This is a genomic window from Bordetella petrii, from assembly GCF_017356245.1.
Classification (GTDB): domain Bacteria; phylum Pseudomonadota; class Gammaproteobacteria; order Burkholderiales; family Burkholderiaceae_B; genus Bordetella_A; species Bordetella_A petrii_D.
Map to the genome: position 1 here is coordinate 3,552,105 of NZ_JAFMZZ010000001.1, position 25,884 is coordinate 3,577,988.

At 69.9% G+C, this 25,884-nt stretch carries 26 protein-coding genes; 14 read left to right on the plus strand and 12 right to left on the minus strand.

The window, feature by feature from the left end:
* Positions 1-30: 30 nt before the first annotated feature.
* The 7 genes from J2P76_RS17025 (at position 31) to J2P76_RS17055 (ending at position 7,312) form a co-directional block, all read left to right on the plus strand.
* Positions 31-1,206 (plus strand): UxaA family hydrolase, encoded by a 1,176-nt coding sequence (locus J2P76_RS17025; protein WP_207408857.1) that lies wholly within the window; start codon positions 31-33, stop codon positions 1,204-1,206.
* Positions 1,207-1,373: 167 nt separating this feature from the next.
* Complete coding sequence (locus tag J2P76_RS17030) at positions 1,374-2,387, plus strand: ABC transporter substrate-binding protein (RefSeq protein WP_207408858.1); 1,014 nt, start codon at positions 1,374-1,376, stop codon at positions 2,385-2,387.
* Positions 2,388-2,444: 57 nt separating this feature from the next.
* Complete coding sequence (locus J2P76_RS17035) at positions 2,445-3,242, plus strand: ABC transporter ATP-binding protein (RefSeq protein WP_207408859.1); 798 nt, start codon at positions 2,445-2,447, stop codon at positions 3,240-3,242.
* Positions 3,235-4,116 (plus strand): ABC transporter permease, encoded by an 882-nt coding sequence (locus J2P76_RS17040; RefSeq protein WP_207408860.1) that lies wholly within the window; start codon positions 3,235-3,237, stop codon positions 4,114-4,116. The genes J2P76_RS17035 and J2P76_RS17040 overlap by 8 nt, the downstream gene beginning before the upstream one ends.
* A 60-nt stretch (positions 4,117-4,176) precedes the next feature.
* Complete coding sequence (locus tag J2P76_RS17045; RefSeq protein ID WP_207408861.1) at positions 4,177-5,184, plus strand: Bug family tripartite tricarboxylate transporter substrate binding protein; 1,008 nt, start codon at positions 4,177-4,179, stop codon at positions 5,182-5,184.
* A gap of 61 nt (positions 5,185-5,245) precedes the next feature.
* Positions 5,246-6,175, plus strand: coding sequence for a hydroxyacid dehydrogenase (locus J2P76_RS17050; protein ID WP_207408862.1), 930 nt, complete (start codon positions 5,246-5,248; stop codon positions 6,173-6,175).
* 129 nt (positions 6,176-6,304) lie between these two features.
* On the plus strand, positions 6,305-7,312 hold the full coding sequence (locus J2P76_RS17055; RefSeq protein ID WP_207408863.1) for an Ldh family oxidoreductase: 1,008 nt from the start codon (positions 6,305-6,307) through the stop codon (positions 7,310-7,312).
* Between the two features lie 12 nt (positions 7,313-7,324).
* Here the strand turns inward: J2P76_RS17055 and J2P76_RS17060 are convergent, their stop codons facing one another.
* The 9 genes from J2P76_RS17060 to J2P76_RS17100 form a co-directional block, all read right to left on the minus strand.
* Positions 7,325-8,068: a sulfite exporter TauE/SafE family protein gene (locus J2P76_RS17060; protein WP_207408864.1), complete on the minus strand. Its 744-nt coding sequence runs from the start codon at positions 8,066-8,068 to the stop codon at positions 7,325-7,327.
* 18 nt (positions 8,069-8,086) lie between these two features.
* The gene (locus J2P76_RS17065) at positions 8,087-9,700 is read right to left on the minus strand and encodes a thiamine pyrophosphate-binding protein (RefSeq protein ID WP_207408865.1); all 1,614 of its coding nucleotides are present in this window, start codon (positions 9,698-9,700) and stop codon (positions 8,087-8,089) included.
* 67 nt (positions 9,701-9,767) lie between these two features.
* Positions 9,768-10,766 (minus strand): Bug family tripartite tricarboxylate transporter substrate binding protein, encoded by a 999-nt coding sequence (locus J2P76_RS17070; RefSeq protein WP_207408866.1) that lies wholly within the window; start codon positions 10,764-10,766, stop codon positions 9,768-9,770.
* 52 nt (positions 10,767-10,818) lie between these two features.
* The gene (locus J2P76_RS17075) at positions 10,819-12,552 is read right to left on the minus strand and encodes an L-aspartate oxidase (protein ID WP_242697395.1); all 1,734 of its coding nucleotides are present in this window, start codon (positions 12,550-12,552) and stop codon (positions 10,819-10,821) included.
* Positions 12,549-13,160, minus strand: a complete 612-nt coding sequence (locus J2P76_RS17080; RefSeq protein ID WP_207408867.1) for a fumarate hydratase C-terminal domain-containing protein — start codon at positions 13,158-13,160, stop codon at positions 12,549-12,551. Before J2P76_RS17080 ends, J2P76_RS17075 begins: the two co-directional genes overlap by 4 nt.
* A gap of 20 nt (positions 13,161-13,180) precedes the next feature.
* A complete protein-coding gene (locus J2P76_RS17085) occupies positions 13,181-14,059 on the minus strand; it encodes a fumarate hydratase (RefSeq protein WP_207408868.1) in 879 nt (292 codons plus the stop codon).
* Between the two features lie 3 nt (positions 14,060-14,062).
* Entirely contained in the window at positions 14,063-14,416 is a 354-nt protein-coding gene (locus J2P76_RS17090) for a succinate dehydrogenase (RefSeq protein WP_207408869.1), read from the minus strand.
* Positions 14,417-14,454: 38 nt separating this feature from the next.
* Entirely contained in the window at positions 14,455-14,796 is a 342-nt protein-coding gene (locus J2P76_RS17095; protein ID WP_207408870.1) for a succinate dehydrogenase, read from the minus strand.
* The gene (locus J2P76_RS17100) at positions 14,793-15,590 is read right to left on the minus strand and encodes a succinate dehydrogenase/fumarate reductase iron-sulfur subunit (protein ID WP_207408871.1); all 798 of its coding nucleotides are present in this window, start codon (positions 15,588-15,590) and stop codon (positions 14,793-14,795) included. The genes J2P76_RS17095 and J2P76_RS17100 overlap by 4 nt, the downstream gene beginning before the upstream one ends.
* A 109-nt stretch (positions 15,591-15,699) precedes the next feature.
* Here J2P76_RS17100 and J2P76_RS17105 point away from each other — a divergent pair, with 109 nt between their 5' ends.
* Both J2P76_RS17105 and J2P76_RS17110 read left to right on the plus strand, forming a co-directional pair.
* Positions 15,700-16,572 carry a LysR family transcriptional regulator gene (locus J2P76_RS17105; protein WP_207408872.1) on the plus strand — a complete coding sequence of 291 codons (873 nt, stop codon included), beginning with the start codon at positions 15,700-15,702 and terminating at the stop codon, positions 16,570-16,572.
* A gap of 133 nt (positions 16,573-16,705) precedes the next feature.
* Positions 16,706-16,921 carry a helix-turn-helix domain-containing protein gene (locus J2P76_RS17110; protein ID WP_207408873.1) on the plus strand — a complete coding sequence of 72 codons (216 nt, stop codon included), beginning with the start codon at positions 16,706-16,708 and terminating at the stop codon, positions 16,919-16,921.
* On the opposite strand, the gene J2P76_RS17115 is transcribed toward J2P76_RS17110, so the two are convergent.
* The gene (locus tag J2P76_RS17115; RefSeq protein ID WP_207408874.1) at positions 16,911-17,447 is read right to left on the minus strand and encodes a hypothetical protein; all 537 of its coding nucleotides are present in this window, start codon (positions 17,445-17,447) and stop codon (positions 16,911-16,913) included. The two genes, J2P76_RS17110 and J2P76_RS17115, sit on opposite strands and share 11 nt — an antisense overlap.
* A 165-nt stretch (positions 17,448-17,612) precedes the next feature.
* Here J2P76_RS17115 and gshA point away from each other — a divergent pair, with 165 nt between their 5' ends.
* Positions 17,613-19,187, plus strand: coding sequence for a glutamate--cysteine ligase (gene gshA / locus J2P76_RS17120; RefSeq protein ID WP_207408875.1), 1,575 nt, complete (start codon positions 17,613-17,615; stop codon positions 19,185-19,187).
* Between the two features lie 97 nt (positions 19,188-19,284).
* Positions 19,285-19,797, plus strand: coding sequence for a lipocalin family protein (locus J2P76_RS17125; RefSeq protein ID WP_207408876.1), 513 nt, complete (start codon positions 19,285-19,287; stop codon positions 19,795-19,797).
* An 18-nt stretch (positions 19,798-19,815) separates the two neighbouring features.
* Here J2P76_RS17125 and J2P76_RS17130 read toward each other — a convergent pair whose 3' ends face one another.
* Entirely contained in the window at positions 19,816-20,757 is a 942-nt protein-coding gene (locus J2P76_RS17130) for a LysR family transcriptional regulator (RefSeq protein ID WP_207408877.1), read from the minus strand.
* A gap of 91 nt (positions 20,758-20,848) precedes the next feature.
* On the opposite strand from J2P76_RS17130, the gene J2P76_RS17135 reads away from it, so the two are divergent.
* From J2P76_RS17135 to J2P76_RS17145, 3 genes are read left to right on the plus strand one after another with little or no spacing between them, the layout of a single operon-like run.
* Complete coding sequence (locus J2P76_RS17135; protein WP_207408878.1) at positions 20,849-22,051, plus strand: CaiB/BaiF CoA transferase family protein; 1,203 nt, start codon at positions 20,849-20,851, stop codon at positions 22,049-22,051.
* Entirely contained in the window at positions 22,051-23,052 is a 1,002-nt protein-coding gene (locus J2P76_RS17140; RefSeq protein ID WP_207409243.1) for an NADPH:quinone oxidoreductase family protein, read from the plus strand. The genes J2P76_RS17135 and J2P76_RS17140 overlap by 1 nt, the downstream gene beginning before the upstream one ends.
* A gap of 11 nt (positions 23,053-23,063) precedes the next feature.
* The gene (locus tag J2P76_RS17145) at positions 23,064-24,044 is read left to right on the plus strand and encodes a Bug family tripartite tricarboxylate transporter substrate binding protein (RefSeq protein WP_207408879.1); all 981 of its coding nucleotides are present in this window, start codon (positions 23,064-23,066) and stop codon (positions 24,042-24,044) included.
* Positions 24,045-24,060: 16 nt separating this feature from the next.
* On the opposite strand, the gene J2P76_RS17150 is transcribed toward J2P76_RS17145, so the two are convergent.
* Positions 24,061-25,881, minus strand: a complete 1,821-nt coding sequence (locus J2P76_RS17150) for a glycoside hydrolase family 15 protein (protein WP_207408880.1) — start codon at positions 25,879-25,881, stop codon at positions 24,061-24,063.
* Positions 25,882-25,884: the final 3 nt, after the last annotated feature.

The window sequence follows — 25,884 nt, forward strand, 5'->3', positions numbered from 1 at the left end:
TCATCACCGATTACACACATAGGAAACGCCATGGCCATCGTCAATGCTTCGACCACTTTCCGGGGATACCGCCGTGACAACGGACGTGTCGGCGTGCGCAACCACGTCATCGTCCTGCCGGTGGACGATATCTCGAATGCCGCCGCCGAAGCCGTCGCCAACAACATCAAGGGCACCCTGGCCCTGCCCCACCCCTACGGCCGCCTGCAGTTCGGCGAAGACCTGGAACTGCACTTCCGCACCCTGATCGGCACCGGCAGCAACCCCAACGTGGCCGCCGTGATCGTCATCGGCATCGAAGAAGGCTGGACCAAGCGCGTGGTCGACGGCATTGCGGCCACCGGCAAGCCCGTGGCCGGCTTCAGCATCGAACTGCACGGCGACCATGACACCATCATGCGCGCCTCGCGCCAGGCCAAGGAATTCGTGCACTACGCCACCGGCCTGCAGCGCGCCGAATGCCCCATTTCAGACCTGTGGGTCTCGACCAAGTGCGGCGAGTCGGACACCACCTCGGGCTGTGGCGCCAACCCCACCGTGGGCAACGCCTTCGACAAACTGTATGCGCTGGGCAGCACGCTGGTGTTCGGCGAGACCACCGAGCTGACCGGCGGCGAGCACATCGTGGCCGAGCGCTGCGCCAACGACGCGGTGCGCGAGCGCTTCATGTTCATGTTCAACCGCTACCAGGAAGTGATCGACCGCTGGAAGACCAGCGACCTGTCCGAATCGCAGCCCACCAAGGGCAACATCGCCGGCGGCCTGACCACCATCGAGGAGAAGGCCCTGGGCAACATCCAGAAAATCGGCAAGAAATGCCGCATCGACGGGGTTCTGGACAAGGCCGAGGTGCCCACCGGCAAGGGGCTGTGGTTCATGGACTCGTCGTCGGCCGCCGCCGAGATGGTGACGCTGTGCGCGGCATCGGGCTACGCGGTGCACTTTTTCCCGACGGGCCAGGGCAACGTCATCGGCAACCCCATCCTGCCCGTCATCAAGATCTGCGCCAACCCGCGCACGGTGCGCACCATGAGCGAACACGTGGACGTCGACACCTCGGGCCTGCTGCAACGCGAAATCGACCTGGACCAGGCCGGCGACAAGCTGCTGGAGTGCATGCTGGCCACCGCCAACGGCCGCTGGACTTCCGCCGAGGCGCTGGGCCACCGCGAGTTCGTGTTGACGCGCCTGTACGAAAGCGCCTGAGGAAGGCGCGGCGAGGTTTCCGAAGATGTACGCAGGCAGCATCAATCCAGCCCGGCTGGCCGCCGGGCCCTGAAGCGATACGCGGCGCGCGCCGCACCGGCTCGCAGAATGCCGGGCGCCGCGCGCCGCCATACGCCTGACCAGGCGCAATCCCCAAGGAGGAAGACATGAAGCGATTTACGCGTATTGCATCGGCCGCCTGTCTGTCGGCCGGCATGTTGCTGGGCACGACGGCCCGCGCCGAAGTCTCGGAACTGACCGTCGCCGTGCAGCCGGGCATCAGCTATTTGTCCCTGATGGTCATGCAGGATGAAAAGCTGATCGAAAAGCATGCCAAGAAAGCCGGCATCGACGACCTGGCGGTGAAATGGTCGCGCTTCGCCGGCGGCAATGTCATGAACGAAGCGGTGCTGTCGGGCAGCCTGCATTTCGCCTCGGGCGGCGTCGGCCCGCTGGTGACCATGTGGGCGCGCACGCGCGGCAACCTGAACGTGAAGGCGGTCTCGGCCATCAATGCCATGCCGCTGTACCTGAACTCGCGCGATCCCAAGGTCAAGAGCATCAAGGACCTGACCGACAAAGACCGCATCGCCCTGCCCGCCGTGCGCGTGTCGATCCAGGCGGTGACGCTGCAGATGGCCGCCGAGCAGGTTTTCGGCAAAGGCCAGCAGAACCGCCTGGACAAGCTGACGGTATCGCTGTCGCACCCCGACGGCATGACCGCGCTGCTGTCCGGGTCCAGCGAGATCACCGCGCATTTCACCTCGCCGCCGTTCCAGGATTTCGAGCTCAAGCAGCCCGGCATCCACCGCATTCTCAGTTCCTATGAGGTGCTGGGCGGCCCGGCCACCTTCAACCTGGTATGGACCACCGAGAAGTTCCACAAGGAAAATCCCAAGGTCTACGCGGCATTCGTGGCGGCGCTGCAAGAGGCCACCGACAAGATCAACAAGGACAAGACCTGGGCCGCCAAGGCCTACCTGCGCCTGGCCAACGACAAGCGCACCAAGCTGGAAGACGTGATCGAGATCCTGAACAACCCCGACATCTCGTACACGCTGACCCCGAACAACATCATGAAGTACGTGAATTTCATGCATAAAGTGGGGTCGATCAAGGTCATGCCCGACTCCTGGAAGGACCTTTTCTTTCCCAATGCCCAGCAATTGCAGGGCAGCTGAACGCCGCGTCGAACCCCGCCCCGGCCCCCGGCCGGGGCCCCATACAGGAGGGTAGGCATGACCGATGCAAGAACCGCCGCGCCGCTGCTCGACGTACGCGGCGTGACCCTGCAGTACAAGACCCCTGAATACCTGATCACCGCCACCTACCGGGTGGACTTCCAGGTGCTGCAGGGCGACCGCTTCATCTTGCTGGGCCCGTCGGGCTGCGGCAAATCGACCCTGCTCAAGGCCGTGGGCGGCTACCTGCCGCCCGTGGAAGGCGAGATCCGCCTGAAATCGGAAGTGGTCACGCGGCCCGGCCCCGACCGCATGATGGTGTTCCAGGAATTCGACCAGCTGCTGCCCTGGAAAACCGTACGCCAGAACGTGGCCTTCGCGCTGGTGGCCAGCGGCCGCCTGGGCGCGCGCGAAGCCGACGAGCGCGCCATGCACTACATCGAAAAGGTGAACCTGGCCAAGTTCGCCGACAACTATCCGCACATGCTGTCCGGCGGCATGAAGCAGCGCGTGGCCATCGCGCGCGGCATGGCGATGGAGCCCGACATCCTGCTGATGGACGAGCCCTTTGCCGCGCTGGACGCGCTGACCCGCCGCAAAATGCAGGACGAACTGCTGCAGCTGTGGGACGACACGCATTTCACCGTGCTGTTCGTCACCCATTCCATTCCCGAAGCCATCAAGATCGGCAACCGCATCCTGCTGCTGTCGCCGCATCCCGGCCAGGTCAAGGCCGAGATCAACAGCGTGCCGCGCGGCGAACACGATGCCGCCCGGCACCAGGAACTGGAAGAAAAGATCAACGCGATGCTGTTCTCGGACCGCATCGAAGAGGAGGGACAGCATCATGGCTGACCTGGACGCCAACCCCGCCGCCGGCCGCGCCGAGCGCTACCTGGAGCCGGTGGCCGATGAATCCTTCGGCGTAGTGCAGAAACCCCTGTCGGCCTGGGAACGGCTTTACAACATCGGCGCGCTGCGCAAGCTGTTCCTGCTGGCCGTGCTGGCGCTGATCTGGGAGATCTACGCCCGCAGCATCAACAACCCGCTGCTGTTCCCGACCTTCGGGGCCACGGTGGGCGCGCTGTACGACGGCCTGGTGCACGGCGCGCTGCTGCTCAAGGCCTGGACATCGATCCGCGTGCTGCTGGTGGGCTATGCGGCCGGCATCACGCTGGCCGCGCTGCTGACCGTACTGGCTATTACCACCCGGCTGGGCACTGACCTGCTCGAGACCCTGACCTCGATGTTCAACCCCTTGCCGGCCATCGCGCTGCTGCCGCTGGCGCTGATCTGGTTCGGCCTGGGCGAGGGCAGCGTGGTGTTCGTGCTGATCCACTCGGTGCTGTGGGCGGTGGCGCTGAACACGCATTCCGGCTTCCTGTCGGTATCGATGACGCTGCGGATGGTGGGGCGCAACTACGGCCTGTCGGGCTTCGGCTACGTGCGCCGCATCCTGATCCCGGCGGCATTCCCCAGCATCCTGACCGGCCTGAAGATCGGCTGGGCCTTCGCCTGGCGCACGCTGATCGCCGCCGAGCTGGTGTTCGGCGTGAGCTCGGGTTCGGGCGGCCTGGGGTGGTTCATCTACGAAAACAAGAACCTGCTGGAGATTCCCAACGTCTTCGCCGGCCTGTTCACCGTCATTCTGATCGGCCTGCTGGTCGAGAACGTGATTTTCCGTACGGTGGAAATCCACACCATACGCAAATGGGGAATGCAGCACTGACCGCAAACACCTGACCGGCCGCCCCCGGGGCGGCCACCCGAGACCAAAGGAGAACATGCAATGCGCAACGACCGTCACGCCTGTCCCGATGCCCAGCGGCGCAAGACGCTGGGCCTGCTCGGTGCCGGCGCCCTGGCCCTGGGCCCCTGGTCGCGCGGCCTGGCCGCCCCGCAGGAATGGCCGCAGCGGCCCATCAGCTACATCGTGCCGTTCCCGCCGGGCGGCCTGACCGACGTGGCGGCCCGCCAGGTCGGCCAGGCGCTGGCAACGGGCGAAGGCTGGAACGTGGTGGTCGAGAACAAGCCTGGCGGCAGCGCCAACATCGGGGCTTCGCTGGTGGCCCGCGCCAATGCCGACGGCTACAGCTGGCTGGCCATCACCATGACGCACGCCGCCAACGCCACGCTGTTCGCCGGCAAGGCCGGCTACGACCTGAAGAAAGACCTGGTGCCGCTGGCCGGCCTGGCCTCGTCGGCCATGATGGTGGTGGTCAATGCCAAGAGCCCCATCCGCAGCCTGGCCGAACTGACCGCGGCGGCCAAGGCCAAGTCGCTGTCGGCCGGCTCCAGCGGCAACGGCACGCCGCCCCACCTTACTTTGGCGCTGTACCAGAAGCTGACCGGCACCTCGCTGCTGCACGTGCCGTACAAAGGCGGCGCGCCCTCGCTTACCGACCTGATCGGCGGGCAGCTGGACGTGATCTTCTCCAACTACCCGGAATCGCTGCCGCATGTGAAAAGCGGCGCGCTGCGCGCGCTGGCGATCAGCACCAAGGAACGCAGCCCCGACCTGCCCGACGTGCCCACCGTGGCCGAGGCCGGCCTGCCCGACCTGATCGTCGAGAACTTCACCGGCGTGCTGGGGCCTGCCGGCATGCCCGATGAACTGGTGCTGCGCATCGGCGGCGCCATCGAAAAAGAAGTGTCGCAGCCCGCCATGCAGCAGTCGCTGCGGCGGCTGGGCTTCATTCCGCGGCCGCGCGGCCCGGTCGCGTTCAAGCAATATCTGGACAGCGAGGTCGACCGCTGGGGCAAAATCATCCACGAAGCGAAGATCCAGGTCGGCTAGCCGGCCGTTCCCCCCGGGCCGGCGCAGGCCGGCCCGGCCCACCATCACCTGAAGACACCCGATGCACATCGTCATTTCCGAATTCATGGATGAAGCCGCCGTTGCCGCGCTGCGCGCCGATTTCGACGTCCGCTACGAACCCGACCTGGTCGACCGGCGCGATGCGCTGCTGGCCGCCCTGCCCGATGCCGACGCGCTGATCGTGCGCAACCGCACCCGCGTCGACGCCGCGCTGCTGGCCGCCGGCCCGCGGCTCAAGGCGGTGGGCCGCCTGGGCGTGGGCCTGGACAACATCGACGTGCCCGCCTGCCAGGCCAGGGACATTGCCGTGCTGCCGGCCACCGGCGCCAATGCCCGCGCAGTGGCCGAATACGTTATTGCCACGGCGCTGATGCTGCTGCGCGGCGCCTATCACAGCAGCGCGCAGGTCGCCGCCGGCGCCTGGCCGCGCACCGATCTGTCGAACGGCCTGGAGGCCGAGGCGCGCACACTGGGCATCGTGGGCTTCGGCGGCATCGGCCGGCTGACGGCCCGCCTGGCGCAAGGCCTGGGCATGCAGGTTGCGGCCCACGACCCGCTGCTGCGCGACGACGACCCCGCCTGGCGCGAAGCCGGCGTGCAGCCGCTGCCGCTAGATGCCCTGCTGGCGCGCGCCGACGTGCTGACCCTGCATATTCCCTTGACCGACGCCACGCGCAACCTGATGGACGCCGGGCGGCTGGCCGCCATGAAGCGCGGCGCGGTGCTGGTCAATACCGCGCGCGGCGGCATTGTCGACGAGGCCGCCCTGGCCGGGGCGCTGCGCAGCGGGCAACTGCGCGGCGCGGCCATCGACGTATTCCAGGACGAACCGCTGCCGGCCGGCAGTCCGCTGGCCGACGCGCCCAACCTGGTGCTGACGCCGCACATCGCCGGCCTGACGCAGGAAGCCAATACGCGCGTTTCCAGCATGGTGGCGCAGCGCGTGGCGCAGGCGCTACAGGCGCGCTGAAGGCATTGCCCAGGTGCCAGGCTCCCGCAGGGTGCCTGACGCCGTATGGCTGAGATGGTCTTCACCTAGTTCGGTGTCTGACACCTGCGGAGTCAGACACCTGGAATCACCCGCAACCGAGCTCTCTCCATGGCCACCATAGACCTGAAATCCTTGCACGAACTGGCCGCCGCCGCGCTGCGCGGCGCCGGCGCCAACCCCGACATGGCCGACAGCACGGCGCGCGCGCTCGTGTATGCGGACGCGCAGGGCCTGGCCTCGCACGGCGTGTCGCGCGTGCCGTCTTACGCCACGCACGTGCGCAATGGCCGCGCCCTGGGCAACGCCGAGCCGCGCATCGCGCACGAGCGCGGCGGCGCGGTGCTGGTCGACGCGGGCGCCGGCCTGGCCTTCCCCGCCTGCGCGCTGGCCATACAGCAGGCTGCAGCGCGCGCGCAGGCGCACGGCGTGGCGTTTGCGGGCGTGACCAACAGCCATCACTTCGGCGTGGCCGCCTATCATCTGGACAGCCTGGCGCGGCAGGGCCTGGTCGGGCTGGCCCTGGGCAATTCGCCGGCGGCCATGCCAGCCTGGGGCGGCAAGCGCGCGCTGTTCGGCACCAACCCCATCGCGGCGGCCTTCCCGCGCCGCGATGGCGACCCGCTGGTCATCGACCTGTCGCTGTCGGAAGTGGCGCGCGGCAAGCTGATGGTGGCGGCGTGCGAAGGGCGCGAGATCCCGCCGGGCTGGGCGCTGGATGCCCAGGGCAACCCCACCACCGACCCCAAGGCGGGCCTGGCCGGCAGCATGCTGCCCATGGGCGGCGTCAAGGGCGCCATGCTGGCCCTGATCGTGGAGCTGCTGGCCTGCGCGCTGACCGGCGCGCACTTCGGCTTCGAGGCGGACTCGTTCTTTACCGAAGCAGGCAACCAGGCACGCATCGGCCAGGCCTTCCTGGCCATCGATCCGGGCGCGCTGGCCGGCCGCGAGGTCTATCTGGAACGCGTGGAAACACTGATTGCCGCCATGCTGGTCGACAGCGACGTGCGCCTGCCCGGCGCGCGGCGCGCCGGCCTGCAGCGGCGCGCCGGCGAACAGGGGGTCGAGATTCCCGACGCCCTGCTCGCGCAGCTGCGCGACCTGGCCGGCCAGGCCTAACGGCCGGCGCTGCTACGGCCAGAAACCGCGCACGCCGGCGGCCACCAGGGCCACGCCCGACAGGGTCAGCAGCGCCAGCACCAGGCGGCGGAACGCCGCATCGCTGAAGCGGCGATACAGGTGCACGCCGGCCAGCGCCGGCACCAGCACGGCGGCGCCCACAATGGCAAACACCGGCACGGTGCGGGCCGTAAGCAGGCCGGCGGTGGCGTAGCCGGTCAGGGTAATGGCGTGCATGGCCAGGTTGAAGCTCTGGAACACGGCGCGCTGCTGGTCGCGCGGCCAGCCGCGCAGCACGCACCACAGCGTGGGCGCCGGCCCGGGCAGGCCGCCGAAGCCGCCCATGGCGCCGCCCAGCCAGCCCACCGCCGCGTCGGCGACCCGGCCGCCGCGCGTGATGCGGGGCAGTTCGGCCGCCAGCAGCATGGCGGGGCAATACACCAGCAGCACCACGCCTACGCCCAGCCTGAAAGCGGCCGGGTCGACATAGCGCAGCAACGCAACGCCGAGCGGCACGCCAACCAGCCCGCCCAGCAGGAACGGCGCCAGGCGGCGCCAGTCGATGCCATGCCGCACTGAGCGCACCGCCAGCAGCTGGCCGATCAGAGACCCGAACACCACCGCGGGCGCCGCCAGCGCCGGCGGCAGCGTCCAGGACCAGAACGCCATCGATACCAGGCCGAAGCCGAAACCGGCCAGGCCCTGCACGAACGCGGCCACGCATGCGCCCAGGGCCAGCAGCAGCCAGGTTTCCATGTAGCGGCGCGCCCCGCCTCAGTGCTGCCGCACCACGGGCGCCGGCAGCCCGGCCAGCGCCACGTTCACGCAGGTCGGCAGCCCGGCGCGCAGCGCGGCCTGCAGCGCCGGGGCCAGCGCGTCGGCCCCGTCGACCCAGGCGCCGCGCGCGCCGAACCCTTCGGCCACGCGATCGTAGCGGGTGGGCAGCAGTTCGCAGCCCACCAGGCGTTCGGCGCCGTAGTTATTGAGCTGGATCTGGTATTCGGCATTCCAGCGTGCGTCGTTGCCCACCACGCAGATAAAGGGCAGCCCGTAGCGCACGGCCGTATCGAGTTCGGCGCAATGGAAGCCGAACGTGCCGTCGCCCATCATGGCCACCACCGGCGCATCGCGATGCGCCAGACGCCCGGCCAGGGCCATGGGCAGGGCGCTGCCGATGGCCCCCGCCGCGCCGTTGATGACGCGATGCGGCGCGCGCAGGCACGCCTGGGCCCATTGGCCGAATTCTCCGCCGTCGCACACCAGCACCGAATCGGCGTGCGAATCCAGCACCTGCTGCACCGCCCGGCACAGTTCGGCGGGATGCAGGCCGGCGTCCGCGCCCCGGGCATCGCGCCAGGCCGGCGGCCGGTAGGCCAGCGCCGCCTCGACCTGGGCCAGCCAGTCCGGCGCGCCGCGCACCGACAGCTGCGCCAGGCCGTCGAGCGCGGCATGGGTATCGGCCAGCACGGTCTCGTGCAGGCGCTCGCCCAGCGCGCGCTGCGTGCGCGCCCATTCGCGCTCGTCGGCATCGATCTGCATGAACTCGCATGCCGGGTCGAACGCCTGGCCGAACTGCAGGGTGAAATCCAGGCGCTTGCCCAGCAGCAGCACGCAATCGGCGCGCGCCAGCACGGGCGCGAACGCGCCCAGCGCGGGGTCATTGGCGCCGCGCGGGCTTTCGGTGGCCACCACCGGCACGCCCCAGGCCTGCTGCAGCGCGGCCACCCGCACCCGGCCCGCGTCGGTCAGCCCGCGCGGGCCCACCAGCACCAGCGGCCGTTCGGCGCGCGCCAGGCGGGCCGCCAGCGCCGCGGCCTGGCCGCCGTCCAGCGGCATCGGCAGCTGCGCATAGTCGCGCGCCACCGGCAGCGGCCCGCTGGCGGGCTGCTCCAGCGTATCGGTGGGCAGGCTCAAGTGCACCGGACCGGGCCGGCCGCTGCGCGCCACCCGGCAGGCGCGCGCGAAGTCGGCCGCCAGTCCGGCCGCCGACCCGGCGGCCCACGAGGCCTTGGCAACCGGCGCCGCCATGGCGGCCTGGTCCATTTCCTGGAAGGCGCCCCAGCCGGCCTGGCGATTGGGCGCATGGCCCGACAGCAGCACCACCGGCGATTCGGACATCTGCGCCGTGTACAGCGCGGACACCGCGTTGGCATGGCCCGGGCCGCCGGTTACCAGCGCCACGCCCGGCTCTCCGGTCAGGCGCGCCCAGGCGTCGGCCATGTGCACGGCGCTGGCCTCGTGGCGCACGTGCACCAGTTCGATGCCGGCCGACAGGGCCGCATCGAACACGGGCATGATGTGATTGCCGGAAAGCGTGAACAGGCGGCTGATGCCCGCCGCCTTGATCGAACGGGCCAGGCTGTCGGCGCCGCGAGCGGAAACTGCCATCGATGAGACTCCTTGTTCTGCCAGGCTGCGCGCAACGCCGCGCAGCGGGATGATTGCCGGGTTCGCGCTACTTCAGTGAAATGCCCGTGGCGCGCCCCAGCTTCTGGTAGGCCTGCACCTGGGCCTGCACGAACTCGCGCGTCGCGGCCGCCGCGCGCACGTCCGGCACGCTGCCCAGTTTGCGGGTGCCTTCGTTCCAGCCGCGGTCCGACGATACACCGCGCAGCACCTCGGCCCATTTGCGCACCGCCGCCTTGTCCATGCCGGGCGGGCCGTACAAGGCGCTCCAGCCCGTAATGACCTCGAGCTGCGGAAAACCCGCCTCGCGCGCAGTGGGCACGTCGGGCAGCGTCGGCAGGCGCGCCGGCGTGGTCGTTACCAGGGCGCGCAGGCGGCCATCGTGCAGCGGGCCGGAGATCGGCGCATAGTTGGTGCAGACAAAATCCACCTGCCCCGACAGGGCCGCCACCACGGCGTCGCCCGAGCCCTTGTAAGTAATGGGCATGGCCGCGGTGGGCGGCAGCCCCAGCACGCTGAACAGCAGCTGCGGGCCCAGGTTCAGCACCGTGGCCGGGCCGCTGTTGGCGTAGTTCAGCACGCCGGGCCTGGCCTTGATGGCCGCCACCAGGTCGGCCAGCGAATGATGCGGCGACTTTGCCGGCACCGCGCATACATAGGGATTCAGCTCCAGCAGGCCCAGGAAGGTGAAGTCGTCCCAGCGGTACGACAGGCTCTGCTGCAGGGCCGGCAGGATGGCCTGCGACCCCACGCGCGCCATCAGCAGGGTATAGCCGTCGGGGTCGGCCTCTTTCACGTATTGCGAGCCGATGGCGCCGTTGGCGCCGGCGCGGTTCAGCACCACCAGGGGCTGGCCCAGGTAGCGCTGCGTCGCGGCGGCCAGGTTGCGGGCCGCCAGGTCGGCGTCGCCGCCCACGCTGAACGGCGTCACCAGGGTGACCGCCCGCTGGGGATATGGCTGCGCCATGCCGCTGCCCGCCAGCATCATGCTGCCCGCCAGCCAGGCCGCGGCCGCCAGCAGCCGCCACAGAGTTGCCCGTATTGCCATGCTTGTCTCCTCGAATGCCGGCCCTGTTTTCAGGTGTCCGGCCGAACCGGCGTCAAGCCGCCGCCTGCTGCAACAAGGTCTGCCCCGGCTGCACGCGCGTGAACTGCACAGGCCGCCGGCTGACCTGCATGACCCCGTCCTGCTGCGCCACCACCGAAAACCAGGAATGCTCCAGGTCGCGCACCTCGGGGAAATCGGCCCGGAAATGTGCGCCGCGCGAGTCTTCGCGCGCCAGCGCGGCGCGCACGATGGCTTCGCTGACATGCACCAGGCTGTCCAGGTTCAGCCAGTCGTGCCAGGCCATGTTGTACGCGCGGGTGGCTTCCGTGACGCCCATCTGGTCGAGCTCGCCACGCAGATCGCCCAGGGCGGACAGCGCGCGGTTCAGGCCGGCGGCGTCGCGCACGATGCCGGCGTCGTCCCACATCACGCTGGACAGCCGCTCGCGCAGCGCATGCAGGTCGCCGCCGCGGCGCGCCAGCGGCGCCTGCGCGCGCGCCAATGCCGCCTGCAGCGCCGCGGCATCGGGTTCGGCCCAGTCCTGGCCGGGCGTCCAGCGCGCCATGGCGTCGCCGGCAATGCCGCCGAACACCGTGGAATTGGCCACGCCGTTGCCGCCCAGCCGGTTGGCGCCGTGCACGCCGCCGGTGTCTTCGCCGGCGGCATACAGCCCCGCCAGCGCCGTGCGGCAATCGGGCTGGAACAGCACGCCGCCCATCATGTAATGCGCCGTGGGCACCACCTCGACCCGCCCCCCGGCCAAGTCGAATCCGCAGTCGGCGCAGCGCTCGACCATGCCCTTGAACTGGCGGCGCACGTTGTCCGGCCCCAGGTGGCCCATCTCGATATACACGCCGCCATTGGGCGAGGTGCGTCCGGCGCGCATCTCGGCATAGATGCCGCGCGACACGATGTCGCGGGTGGCCCGCTCGCCGCGCGGATCCACCGCCTGCATGAAGCGTTCGCCGGCGCCGTTGAGCAGGTACCCGCCCGCGCCGCGCAGGCCTTCTTCCAGCACGGTGCCCGTCATGCGGGTGTCGGCGCCCGCCAGCAGGCCGGTGGGATGGAACTGCACCATTTCCATGTCGCGCAGGCCCAGCCCGGCACGCAGGGCCATCGACAGGCCGTCGCAGCTCTTGTCGCCCGAAGGCGTGTGGAAGCGGTACATGGTGGGGCCGCCGCCGGTGGCCAGCAGCACGGCCTTGGCGCGCACCAGCACGAACCCGCCGGTGCGGATGTCTATCATCAGCACGCCCGCGATGCGCCGGCCGTCGCGCGCGGGCACCAGCGCCACCGCGCGGTGCTCTTCCATGCGGTGGATGCGGCGCGCCCACACCTGTTCGGCCAGCCGGTTGATGATCTCGATGCCGGTCAGGTCGCCCTTGTGCACCGTGCGGTCGAAGGTCTGGCCGGCAAAGGCTTTCTGGTGCAGGGTGCCGTCGGCATTGCGGTCGAAGAAACAGCCCAGTTCGTTTTCCAGCTCGTGGATGCGCTCGACCGCCGTGTTCACCAGCGTCCAGGCCAGTTCCTGGTCGGGCAGCCACTTGCCGCCTTCGATGGTGTCCATGAAATGCCGCTCGGGCGAATCGCCTTCGGCCAGGGCCACGTTGTAGCCGCCCTGCACCATGCGCGTGCAGCCGCATTTGCCCAGCAGCCCCTTCACCGCCACCGTAATGTCCAGGCCGGGCGCCGCGTCGTGCGTATGCAGGGCCGCGAACAGCCCGGCGCCGCCCGAGCCCAGGATCAGCACATCAGTCTGGCGCACCTGCATCCCGGCCGCGCTCATCGCCCCACTCCCAGGCTGGCCAGCACGGCTTGGCGCCGCGCGGCGACATCTTCGGCCACCTGGTCGTACAGCGACCCGCCGTGGCTGTCCATGGCCACCAGCAGCGGCCCGAAGTCGCGGATGCGGAATTTCCACAGCGACTCGGGGTTCAGGTCGTCCAGGTCGACATCTTCGATGCACTCGATCCAGGTGGTCTCCAGCGCCGCGGTGCCGCCCACGATGGCCAGGTAGGCGCCGCCCTGCTCCATGAACGCCTGGCGGGATCCCTGCTGCATGCCGCCCTTGCCGATGATCAGGCGCACCCCGCACTGGCGCATCAACTGGCCCGTAAAGCGCTCCATGCGCGCCGACGTGGTGGTGCCAATGCACACGGATTCGTAGCCGGCCGGGTTGCGCGGCGACGCCTCAACCTTGCGGACATTCGGCGCGGTGTGGATGACCGCGTGGCCGTCCATGTCGAAGCGGGTGGCGCGGCCCTGGTCGAACAGGGCGATATAGCTGGCATCGCGGATGCCGAACAGCGTGTGCTGCAAGGTCACGGTGTCGCCCACGCGCAGCGCGCGCGCCTGCGCCTCGGTGATCGGCATGGCCAGGTTGTGGTGAGTCATGGCTGCGGCTCCTGGTGCGCTCAAAAGCCGTACTGCACGCCGCGCGGCGTGAAGGCGGCGCGCGCGCGGCGCGCCGAATGGCATTGCATGTTGACGGCCACGGGGTTCATGGTGATGTGGGTGGCGGCCAGCTCCACGTGCACCGCGAAGGCGGTGGCGTCGCCGCCCAGGCCCTGCGGCCCCACGCCCAGCTGGTTGACGGCCTCCGACAGTTCCTGTTCGAGCTGCGCGCCCAGCGGGTCGCCGCAGCGCGACCCCAGCGGCCGCGTGGCGGCCTGCTTGGCCAGGTGCACGCACAGGTCCGAAGTGCCGCCCACCCCCACGCCCACGATGGTGGGCGGACAGGTCTTGCCGCCCGCCTGCATCACGCAGTCGATCACAAAGGTCTTGACGGCGTCCAGCCCTTCGGCCGGGATCGCCATGCGCAGGAACGAGTTGTTCTCGGAACCGCTGCCCTTGGGAATCATCTCGATCTCGAAACGCTCGTCGTCTTCGCAGAAATCAACATGGATGACCGGCACTCCCGGCCCGCACGAGGTGTGCGCATTCTTGCGGCTGATGGGGTGCACCACGCTCGAACGCAGCGGGTGCTCGCGGGTGGCGCGCTCGCAGCCGGCGCGGATGGCCTGCTTCAGGCGCCAGCCGTCCAGCGCCACGCGGCGCCCCACCAGCACGTTGTAGATGGGCAGGCCGGTGTCCTGGCACAACAGGTTGTCGCGCGCTTCGGCCACCGCGATGTTGGTGGTCATGGTGTCCAGGATGGAACGCGCGCGCTCGGACGATTCGGCGCCGCGCAGGCGCTCGAAACCCTGCTTGATGTCGTCGGGCAGGCGCTTCAGCGCCCGTATGTACAGTTCGCGCGCGGCATCTTCCACCTGCGCGTAGTCGATCTCGGACATGGCTCAACCCAGCATGTTGGCAACGAACAGCAAAGACACCGCCAGCGAGGCGGCCGTGCCCGCGGCGATCCAGCGCCGCCGCAAGCCGCCCCACGGCGCAAACTCGATCCACAGCAGGCGCAGCCCGCCGGCCAGGTGCACCGCCAGGCACAGCACCAGCGCCCACTCGCCGAACTTGAAGACGGGCGCCTCGTACCAGCGCAGCGCGCCGTCCAGCGCGGCCTCGCCTCGCAGCGCCAGCCCCAGCGTCCAGAAATGCACCGGCAGAAACGCCAGCAGCAACAGCCCGGAAATCCGATGCACGGCAAACGCCAGCCAGCTGGCATGCGTACGGGCGCGAAAGTCATTCAGACGCATCTCAATGCTCCACCGCGCTTCGGGAGTGGGTCTTCATCTCAGCCTCCGAATGTCACGGCGGCCACGGCGCGCCAGCCCAGCGCCAGCAGCAGCACGCCGGCCGCGAGCCCCAGCGGGCCGGCGGCCTTGCGCGCCGGCGCCCACTCATCCAGCACATTGCGCAGCCCGATGGCGGCATGCAGCGCCACCAGCGCCACGAAGATGCCGTAGAACGCCATCCACGCCAGGCTGCCGCGCGTGCGGCCCAGGATCTCGGCGGCGCTGAGCCCGCCCCGCACGGCCAGCGTGATGACAGCCAGGTGCGCCAGCACGAACAACGCCATCGCCATGGCGCTGACACGCTGCCAGTACCAGCGCCGCGCGGCGCCCGCCGCGCTCATGGCGCGGCTCCGGACAGGCTGGCCGCATGGCCGGCCCCGTCGCCGGCGTCGCCGGTATCGGGCAATTCGCCGCGCACGGCGGCCCGCGCGGTCACGCGCTTGAGCCCGGCGATTGCGGCGGTGGGCGCGATGCCCTTGGGACATCGCACCGTACAGGACCCTTGTGTATGGCAGCTGTGGCAGCCGGCGTCGCCCGCCACTGCCGCCAGGCGCCGCGCGCCGGCGCTGTCGCGCTCGTCGTTCACCAGGGTCCAGGCGCGATTCAGCGCCGCGGGCCCCAGGAACTGCGGCTTCCAGCTGACCACATCGCACGAGGCATAGCAGACCCCGCAGCCGATGCATTCGATGCCGGCGTCGGCGGCGCGCCGCCGGGGCGAAGCCGGATCGACGCGCGCCACCGGATCATGGCGGCCGGCATGCCCGGCAAAGCGGCCCTGCGCGCGCTGCCACTTGTCGAAAAACGGCGCCATGTCGGTAACCAGGTCTTTGACGATGGGCAGGTTCGACAGCGGCGCCAGCTCGATGCGGCCGCCGCGCGCCACGCGCGAGACATGGGTGCGGCAGGTCCAGCGCGCCACGCCGTTGACCGTCATGGCGCACGACCCGCACATGCCCACGCGGCACGCATAGCGGTACGACAGCGTCGAATCCAGGTGCCGCTGGATGTGGGTGGCCACGTCCAGCACCGTCTGGTTGTCGCGGCGCGGCACCTCGAACACCTGAAAGCCGCCGTCGGCGCCGCCGCGCCACACGCTGACCCGCAGGACGCCGGAACTCGAATCTTGCTGTGGCATGCCTGTTCTGCCCCAAAAACAATGCTTTTCATGGTGCGCTGCGCTTTGACAAAAGTAAAACTATTAATTATTTTCGGTAGACCAAATTTTTCTTATACTTACGCGCGCCATGCCGTCCATCCGCCAATTCCGCACTGCCCTGGCGGCCGCCCAGCTGGGCAGCTTCGTGGCGGCCGGCCGCCATGTCGGGCTGACCCAGGCCGCCGTCAGCCTGCAGATCAAGAACCTGGAAAGCGAACTGGACACGCAGCTGTTCGAACGCCGCGCGCAGGCCGCGGTGCCCACGCCGCACGGCCGCCAGATCCTGGCCGAACTGGAAGACCTGGTGGCGCGCTACGAGCAGTTGCTGGCGCAAAGCGGCGACACGCTGCGCGGCAGCCTGCGCATCGGCACGCTGGTGTCGTCGCTGATGGGCACCTTCGGCACCGTGCTGGCGCGCATCAAGCGCGACTACCCCGGCCTGCACATCACGCTGCTGGCGGGGCAATCAGCCGATTTCGCGGCGCGCGTGGCGGCCGGCGAACTGGACGCGGCCGTGGTCACCGAGCCGCCGCACGGCGTCGAGCCCGCCCTGGTATGGGCGCCGCTGTACCAGGAGCCCCTGGTGCTGATCGCGGCCGCGCGGCTGCGCCACAAATCAGTGGCGTCGCTGCTGGCCACCGAGCCCTTCCTGCAATTCGACCGCTCGCTCTGGACCGGCCACCTGATCACCGAGGCGCTGGCGCGCCAAGGCGCGGCGCCGAACGCCATTCTGGAACTGAACTCCATCGAGGCCATCGCCGAACTGGTCCGCCAGGACTACGGCGTGGCGGTGGTGCCGCTGCTGGCCAACGCCAACTGGCGCGCCAGCAAGCAGCTGGCGGTCAAGCCGCTGCCCGGGCCGGCGATCATGCGGCGGGTGGGCATGCTGGAACGGCGCCGCCACGGCAAGCAGGCGATCACGCACACCCTGCGGGGAATGTTCGCGCAGGCCGCTGGGTAGGGCGGGCCCGGGCACGCTTCGGATCGGTCCGATAACTCGGCGCCCGGCGCGGCAACACGCTGGCGGGAATCCGGCACGCATGGAAAATCGGCTCCGCCGTTTCCGGCCCCGCCACTCTTCGCACTCCCCCGCCATGCCAGCAAAACCCCTTTCCAATCGCGAACGCGATTGCCTGCACTGGTCTGCATTGGGCAAGACCAGCTGGGAAATCTCCGTCATCCTCGGCGTCAGCGAACGCACGGTCAATTTCCACATCGGCAACGCCTGCAGCAAGCTGGGGGTCTACAACCGCCGCGCCGCGGTAGCCGTGGCGCTCAGCCAGGGCCTGCTGCCCGCGCTTATCGGTTGAGCTTCACCGCGCGCACGAATTCCTGCGCGCGCGCTCTGGGCAGGCTGTCCGGGCTGCCGGCGGCCACCGCGTCGATCAGCATGCTGTCCGTCACCCACACCCTGGCCAGCAGCCAGCCGGGTTTCTGCCCCGCCTGGCCGTGCACCTCGATCTCATCGCCATAGTCTGGCAGCGCCTGGGGCGGCTGGGCGCCCAGGTTGGCATACAACGATTGCATCAAGGCGCGGCCCAGCGCCTCGCGCGCGGCCGCATCGCCGGCCAGCCCGAGCGGCAGCGGCGCATGGCCCACCGCGAACATCGCGCCGTCCACCTCGGCCATGGCCAGCGTGAACCGCAGCGCCTGGCCGCCCAAAGAAATCTCGCGCGTCTGCGTCTGCACCCGGGCCGGAAACGCCGCGCGCGCATGGCCGTCGGCCACCTCTATTTCGCGCCAGTTGTAACTGGGCGAGCAGGCCGCCAGCAGCAGGGCCGCGCACAACAGCTGCGGCAGCCGCGCGGACAACAGGCGAAACAGCTTGGAAATCATGGTGTTGCGGTCTCCAGTACGCGTCAGGGATACTGCATGATTGTCGCCGATCCCGGGGCGGCGCTGTGTCTGGTCAATTGTCCCTGGCGGCAGTGCAGGCTCCCTCGGCACGAATTGCCCACACCTCGTAAAATCCGCGCTCAATCCCCGAATATCGATATGACCGTGACCGATACCGCTGCCAGCCGCTTGTCCCGCCTGAAGGCCCATGCCGACCTGCTTGCCCAGACCTTGCGCGGCATCGAAAAAGAGGGCCTGCGGGTGGACGCCCACGGCAGGCTGGCGGCCACCGCCCACCCCCATGGCCTGGGCGCCGCGCTGACCAACGAACACGTCACCACCGATTATTCCGAAGCGCTGCTCGAACTCATTACCGGCACCCACGGCCGGGTCGAGCCCCTGCTGGCCGAACTCGAAAACACCCATCGCTTCGTCTACAGCGTGCTCGACGGCGAATACATCTGGAACCAGTCCATGCCGGCCACGCTGCCGGCCGAGGCCGACATTCCCATCGCCTGGTACGGCCGCTCGAATACCGGCATGCTCAAGCACGTGTACCGGCGCGGCCTGGCCGAACGCTACGGCAAGGCCATGCAGTGCATCGCCGGCGTGCACTACAACTTTTCGCTGCCCGAAGCGCTGTGGGAAGTCCTGGACCCCGCCGCCGCCGATCCGCAAGACCGGCGTTCGCGCGGCTATATCGGCCTGATCCGCAATTTCACGCGCTATTCCTGGCTGCTGATGTATCTGTTCGGCGCCGCGCCGGCGCTGTCGCGCAGCTTCATGGGCAACCGTCCGCACCCGCTGCAGGCCCTGGGCGCCGACACCCTGTACCTGCCGCACGCCACCAGCCTGCGCATGAGCGACCTGGGCTACCAGAACAACAAGGCGCAGTCGCAGCTCAAGCTCTGCTACAACGACCTGGAAACCTTCCTGGGCCGCCTGTACGGCGCCGTCACGCAGCCCTGGCCCGACTACCAGGCCATCGGCACGCACCGCGACGGGCAATGGATCCAGCTCAACACCAACGTGCTGCAGATCGAAAACGAGTACTACTCCAGTATCCGCCCCAAGCGCGCCACGGGCCGCTGCGAACGCCCCGTCACGGCGCTGGCCGAACGCGGCGTGCAGTATGTGGAAGTGCGCTGCCTCGACATCGATCCGCAGCAGCCGGTCGGCATCGCGCCCGATACGGCGCGCTTCATGGACGCGTTCCTGCTGTTCTGCGCGGCCTCCGACAGCCCCTACTTTCCGCAAAACGGCTATTGCCAGCGCAGCGCCGACAACTTCTCGGTGGTGGTCAAAGAAGGCCGCAAGCCCGGCCTGATGCTCGACCGCGACGGGGTGGCCATCAGCCTGCCCGACTGGGGCCGCGAACTGCTCGACCACATCGCCCCCTACGCCGCGCTGTACGACCAGGCGCTGGGCGGCGACGCCTACGCACGCGCCCTGCAGGCCCAGCGCGCCAAGCTCGACCACGCCGACGACACGCCCTCGGCGCGCCTGCTGGCCGACCTGCGCGACCAGGGCGTGTCGTTCCACGACTATTCCCTGCAGCTCAGCCGCCGGCATGCCGATGCGCTGCGCGCGCAGGCGCTGCCGGCCGACGTGGCCGCCGGCTACGCCGAAGCGGCGCGCCAGTCGCATGCCGAACAGGCGCGCCTGGAACAATCCGACGACGTCGATTTCGACACCTACGTGGCGCGCTACCAGGCCGCCCTGAAGGCGCCCGGCGCCTGAAGCGGCGAAACCGCGACACGCCGGCCGCGCGATGGCGTATCGTTGAGGTTTCCGCCCGCCGCGCGGCGCCCGCGACGGGCTGCCCAGGAGGCCGCCCATGCCACGCCATTTCGTCTTCACGCTGCTGGCCGCGCTTGGCCTGACCGGCGCGGTGCACGCCGCGCCGCCGCCCAAGGCGGTCGACATCGACCCCGCGCGCTACGCCGGCAAATGGTATGAAATCGCCAGCCTGCCCACGCCGCTGCAGCGGCGCTGCGTGGGCGATGCCACGGTCGAATACACCGTGGCCCCGCAGGGCGGCCTGCACATCAACAACCGCTGCCGCACCAAGAACGGCGACATCGCCGCCATGTCGGGCCTGGCGCTGCCGCGCGAAGGCGCGGCCGGCGCACAGTACCGGGCCGAGTTCCTGCAGCCCGCGCCGGACTACTGGATCATCGGCCTGGATAGCGAGTATCGCTGGGCCGTGGTCGGCGGCCCCGATCACAAGACCCTGTGGATCCTGTCCCGCACGCCGCAGCTGCCGGCCGACCAGTTCGAGCAGGCCCGGCAGGCCGCGCGCGCGCAGGGCTATGCGCTGGACGAACTGCGCTACACGCCGCAGCACTGATCCGGCCGCGCCGCTCGCTCAGGCCGATGGCGCCGGCCGCAGCCAATCGCGGTGATGCTGCTCGATGTGCTCTTGCACAAAGCCCGCCAGCGCGCGGGTGGCCATCGACGGAAAGCGGTTGGGCGCGGTCAGCAGGTAAATGGCGTTGCCCACGCCCTCGGGCTCGAATTCGGGCAGCACCTCGCGCAGCTGCCCGTCGCGCAGCTGGTTCCATACCGCGTAGCGCGGCAGCAGCGCCACGCCCAGCCCCGCCAGCACCGCCTCGCGCAGGAAGGGGTAATCGCCCGATTGCAGGCGCGGCGCCACGCGCAGGATCAGCGGGTCGCCATGCGCGTGCTTCAGCCGCAGGTCGAAGCGGCGGCCCAGCGATTGCGGCGCGATCATCGAGCAGCGGCCCAGCTGCTCCAGCGTCTGCACCGGCCGGCCGTCGAGCAGGAAGGCGGGCGCCGCGCACAGGCTCCACTGGATGGCGCACAGGCGGCGCGCGACGTGGTCTTCCGGCGGCGCCGAAGTGATCTTCAGGGCCAGGTCGACCTCGGCCGACACCAGGTCGCCGATGTTGTCGTTGATGTGCACGCGCAGGGCGATGTCGGGATAGCGCCGCGCGAATTCCAGCAGCACCGGCGCCAGGTACAAGTGGCCCAGCCCGGTGGGCAGCCGCACGCGCACATCGCCGCGCACCGTGCTGCCCAGGCTGTCGATGTTGGACTGGGCGGCGCGCATTTCGTCGAGCAGGCGCACACCGTGCTGGTACAGCAGCCGGCCGGCCTGGGTCAGTTCGACATGGCGCGTGGTGCGGCGCAGCAGCTGCGCGCCCAGCGCCAGTTCCAGGCGCTTAAGACGGTGCGACATGTTCGAGCGGGTCATGCCGCAGCGCTGCGCGGCCGCGCTGAGATTGCGCGACTCGACCATGGCCACGAACAGCCGGACCAGGTTCAGGTCGGGAATATTGTCAAACATGGTTCACCATTCAAGGCACAAGTCGATGCATTGTCGAACCCGGCGGGGCTGCCTACCATCGGTGGATACACCCACTTCTCCGCCGCCGCCCATGCCCGCTTCGCCCTCCGCCGTTCCGCCCCTGCCTTTCGATGGCCTGCGCATCCTGGATATCAGCCAGGGCATCGCCGGCCCGTACTGCGCGCAGATCCTGTGGCAGCAGGGCGCCGATGTCGTCAAGGTCGAGCCGCCCGACGGCGACTGGGGGCGGCACGTGGGCGTGGTGCGCGGCGCGCACAGCGCCCTGTCGATCGCCTACAACGCCGGCAAGCGCGGCCTGTGCCTGGATGCCCGCGCCCCGCGCGGCAGGGCGATGCTGGGGCGGCTGGCGCGCCAGGCCGATGTGGTGATCCAGAATTTCCGGCCCGGCGTGGCCGCGCGCATCGGCGTGGACTATGCCGAGCTGGCGGCCGAGCGCCCCGAACTGGTGTATGTCTCGATCAGCGGCTACGGCCAGGACGGCCCGTATGCCAACGCCCCCGCATCGGACTCGGTGATGCAGGCCGACAGCGGGCTGATGGCCGCCAACCAGTCGCCCGACGGCGAGCCGCGCCGCATCGGCCTGCTGATGGCCGACATCGCCACTGCCCTGTATGCGGCGCAGGCCGTCAGCGCCGCGCTGTACCGGCAGGCGCGCGGCGGCGGCGGCAGCCACGTCGAACTGAGCCTGTTCCAGGCCTGCGCGGCGCTGCAGGTCAATGACATCGTGGCCCACGGCATGGCGGGCCAGCGCGTGGCGGGTCCCGTCAGCGCCCCCAACGGGGTGTTCGACACCGCGGACGGGCGCCTGTCGGTGCTGGCGCTGAACAACGACCAGTTCGCCCGCCTGTGCCGCGCCCTGGACCGCCCGCAGTGGCTGGCGGACCCGGCCTATGCCGACAACGCCAGCCGCATGGCCCGGCGCGACACGCTGCACGCCGAACTCGCCGACCAGCTGCGCGGGCAGCCTTCGGCCTACTGGACCGAACGGCTGGCCCGCGAAGACGTGCTGCACGCGCGCGTGCGCGATTACGACGAGCTGGCCGCGCATCCGCAGGCGCGGCACCTGGACTTGCTGGAGCCGCTGGCGCAGGCCGGCGGCGCCCCGCTGCCCTACGCGCGCGCGCCCGGCCTGGCGGGCCGCCGCCCGCTGGCCGCCGCGCCCGCGATCGGCCAGCATTCCGCCCAGGTGCTGGCCGACTGGGGCGTGGCCGCGGACGACATCCAGGCGCTGCTGCGCGACGGCATCGTGCGCCAGGCGGAGCAGCCGGCATGATGCGCGCCCTGCTTTGCGAACGCCACGGGCCGGTGCAGGACGTGGCGCTGTGCGACATCGATGACGCCCCCGCGCCCGGCCCGCACGAAGTCACCATCCAGATCGACCATGCCAGCGTCAGCCACGCCACCCGGCTGCTGATCGAGGGCAGCTACCAAAGCCGGCCGCCGCTGCCGTTTGTGCCGGGCACCGAGGCCGTGGGCCGCGTGGCCGCCCGCGGCGCGGCCGTTTCGCGGCTGGCGGTGGGAGACCGCGTGGTGGCCGTGTCGCGCTGGGGCTGCTATGCGCAGCGCCTGACCCTGCCCGAATACACCGTGTACCCGGTGCCGGAGGGCCTGGATCCGCTGTCGGCGCTGCCCGTGCCGATCTCTTATGGCACAGCCTACACCGCCCTGCTGTGGCGCGCCGCGCTGCAGCCCGGCGACACGGTGCTGGTGCTGGGCGCGGGCTCGGGCGTGGGGCTGGCCGCGGTAGAAATCGCCGCCCTGCTGGGCGCCACCGTGATCGCCTGCGCCAGCACCGAAGCCAAGCGCCAGGCCGCGCTTGCCGCAGGCGCGGCCCATGCGCTGGCGGCCGGCGACGACCTGGCGGCCCGGGTCAAGGGCCATACCCGCGGCCTGGGCGCCGACATCGTGTTCGATACCGTGGGCGGCCCGGCTTTCGAGCTCAGCGTGCGCGCGGCCGCCGCCAACGCGCGCATGCTGTCCATCGGGTTCGCCAGCGGACAGGTGCCCGCGGCGCCGCTGAACCTGCTGCTGGTCAAGAACATTACCCTGCATGGCTTTTTCTACGGCCGCTACCTGGGCTGGACCCCGGCCGATGAACGCATCGCGCACGCCCCGGCGTTGCAGCGCGCCATGCGCACCTTGCTGGACTGGGCCCGCGAGCAGCGGATCCGGCCTGCTGTCACGGCGGTGTATCCGGCCGCCGATCTTGCCGCCGCCCTGGCCGCGCTGGAAACCCGGCGCGTCATCGGCAAGGTGGCGCTCAAAATAGAATAGGAGACATCTCGATGCTTGCCCTGCCGCATTTTCTGCGCCGCCCCGCGGCCGTCCTGTCGCTGGCCTGCCTGGCAGCCGCGCCGCCGGCGGCAGCCGCCGGCGACTTCCCCACACGTTCGATCACCATGGTGGTGCCCTACCCGCCTGGCGGGCCCACCGACACCGTGTCGCGCCTGGTGGCCGCCGAAATGTCCAAGACCATCGGCCAGAACGTGGTGGTCGAGAACAAGCCCGGCGCCAGCGGCATGATCGGCGCCGACCTGGTCGCGCGCGCCAAACCCGATGGATACACCTTCCTGGCTAACGCTTCGCTGCACGTGATCAACCCGTACCTGTACAAGTCGATGCGCTACGACTCGTTCAAGGATTTCGCGCCCATCACCCAGCTGGCCGACGTGCCGCTGGTGCTGGTGGTGCCCGAAAGCTCCAGCGTGCGCACCGTGCAAGACCTGGTGAAGCTGGGCAAGACGCGCCCGCTGAACTTCGGCTCGGCCGGCACCGCGTCGGCACAGCAGCTGGCCGGCGAGTCGTTCAAAGTGCGCAGCGGCCTGGCCATGCAGCACGTGCCCTACAAAGGCAGCGCGCCGGCCCTGACCGATCTGGTGGGCGGGCAGATCCAGCTGATGTTCGATTCGATGCCGTCGGCCATGCCGTTCATCAAGTCGGGCAAGCTGCGCGCCGTGGCGGTTACCACCACGCAGCGCGTCGACGAACTGCCCGATGTGCCCACCATGGTCGAAGCCGGCTATCCGGGGTTCGACATCAGCACCTGGTACGGCCTGTGGGCGCCGGCCGGCACGCCGCCCGAAATCGTGGCCAAGCTGTCGCAGCACGCGGCGCGCGCCCTGAAGCAGCCTGACCTGGTGCGCCAATACGCCAGCCTGGGCGCCAAACCGGTCGGATCGGATCCGCAGGCCTTCGCCCGCTTCACCGAGTCGGAAGGCAAGAAGTGGCGCGACATCGTCAACGCCGCGCAGATCCAGCCGCAGTAGCGCCCGCTTGCGGCGCTTATTCGCGCGGCGCGACGCGCGAAGAGCGCTGGTTCGCCGGGCCGCCGGCCGCGCTCAGGTTGTAGGCCGTGTTCACCAGCCCGATGTGCGAAAACCCCTGCGGGAAATTGCCCACCAGCCGCTTGCGCACCACGTCGTATTCTTCGGCCAGCAGGCCCAGGTCGTTGCGCAGCGACAGCAGGTGCTCGAACAGCTGCTCGGCATCGTCCAGCCGGCCCTGCATGATGTAGGCGTCGGCCAGCCAGAAGCTGCAGGCCAGGAAGACGCCTTCGTCGCCCGGCAGGCCGTCGTCGCTGTGCCGGGTGCTGTAGCGCAGCAGCAGGCCGTCGCGCAGCAGGTCCTGCTCGATGGCTGCTATGGTGCCCGCCACGCGCGTATCGCCGGGGGGCAGGAAGCCCACTTGCGGAATCAGCAGCAGGCTGGCGTCCAGCGCCGTGCCGCCGTAATACTGCACGAAGGTGTTGCGCCCGGCGTCGTAGCCGTGCGTGCAGATATCGCGGCGGATGATCTCGGCGAGCTTGCGCCAGCGCTCCATCGGCCCGTCCAGCCCGAAGCGTTCGCACGACTTGATGGTGCGGTCCAGGGCCACCCAGCACATCAGCCGCGAATGCGTGAAGGCGCGGCACGGGCCGCGCATTTCCCAGATGCCGTGGTCGGGCTGGTCCCACAGCTGCTCCAGCGGCTTGAGCAGCACCTTCTGCATGCGCCAGGCCTCGGCCAGCGGCGCCAGGTCGGCCATCCGGCCGGCGTGCAGCGTCTCGATCAGTTCGCCGTACACATCCAGCTGCATCTGCCCGGCGGCGGCGTTGCCGATGCGCACCGGCGCGCTGGCCTCGTACCCCGGCAGCCACGGAATCTCGTGCTCCGGCAGCCAGCGTTCGCCGGCAATGCCGTACATGATCTGGATCTGGTTGGGGTGGCCGGCCGCGGCGCGCAGCAGCCACTGCCGCCAGGCCTCGGCCTCTTCGCGGTAGCCCGCGTTGAGCAGCGCGTACAGCGTCAGCGCCGAGTCGCGCAGCCAGCAGTGCCGGTAGTCCCAGTTGCGGCTGCCGCCCAGCTCTTCCGGCAGCGACGCGGTGGGCGCGGCCACGATGCCGCCGGTAGGCTGGAAGGTCAGCAGCTTCAGTGTGATCAGCGAACGCACCACCGCCTCGCGCCGCACGCCGGGGCCGTTTTCCCAGCGGCAGCGCTTGGCCCATTCATGCCACCAGGCGATGGTGCGGTCCATGCTTTCCATGCGGTCGGGCACAAAATGCGGTGTGCGGTGCGAACGGTGGTACGACAGCGTGAACGGCACCGTCTGGCCTTCCCGCACCGTGAAGCGCGCCACGCCTTTCATGGCCTGGCCCTGCACCGCCACCGAGGTGTGCAGTTCCACCGCATCCGGCCCGGCAATGGCGCTCAGCCCGTAGTCGCGGCGCCGCACCCAGGGCACGGCCTGCCCGTAGTTGAAGCGCAGCGTCAATTCCATCCGCATCTCGACGCTGCCCGACTCGCCGCGCACGATGCGCACCACGTCGGCGCGCTCGTCGTTGTCGCTGAGAGGCATGAAGTCGTACACGCGCACCGCGCCCGTGGCGGTGGTGTGGCGCGTCTCGATTACCGCGGTGTCGGGCAGGTAGCGGCGCGTGGCCGGCGCATCCGGCTGCCGCGGCGCCAGCAGCCAGCGGCCGTGGCTCTCGTCGCCCAGCAGGGCGGCGAAACAGGCGGGGGAATCGAAGTGCGGCAGGCACAGCCAGTCGATCGAGCCGTCGCGCCCCACCAGCGCGGCCGACAGCATATTGCCGATCAATCCGTAGTCTTCAATGGGCTTGGACATCGC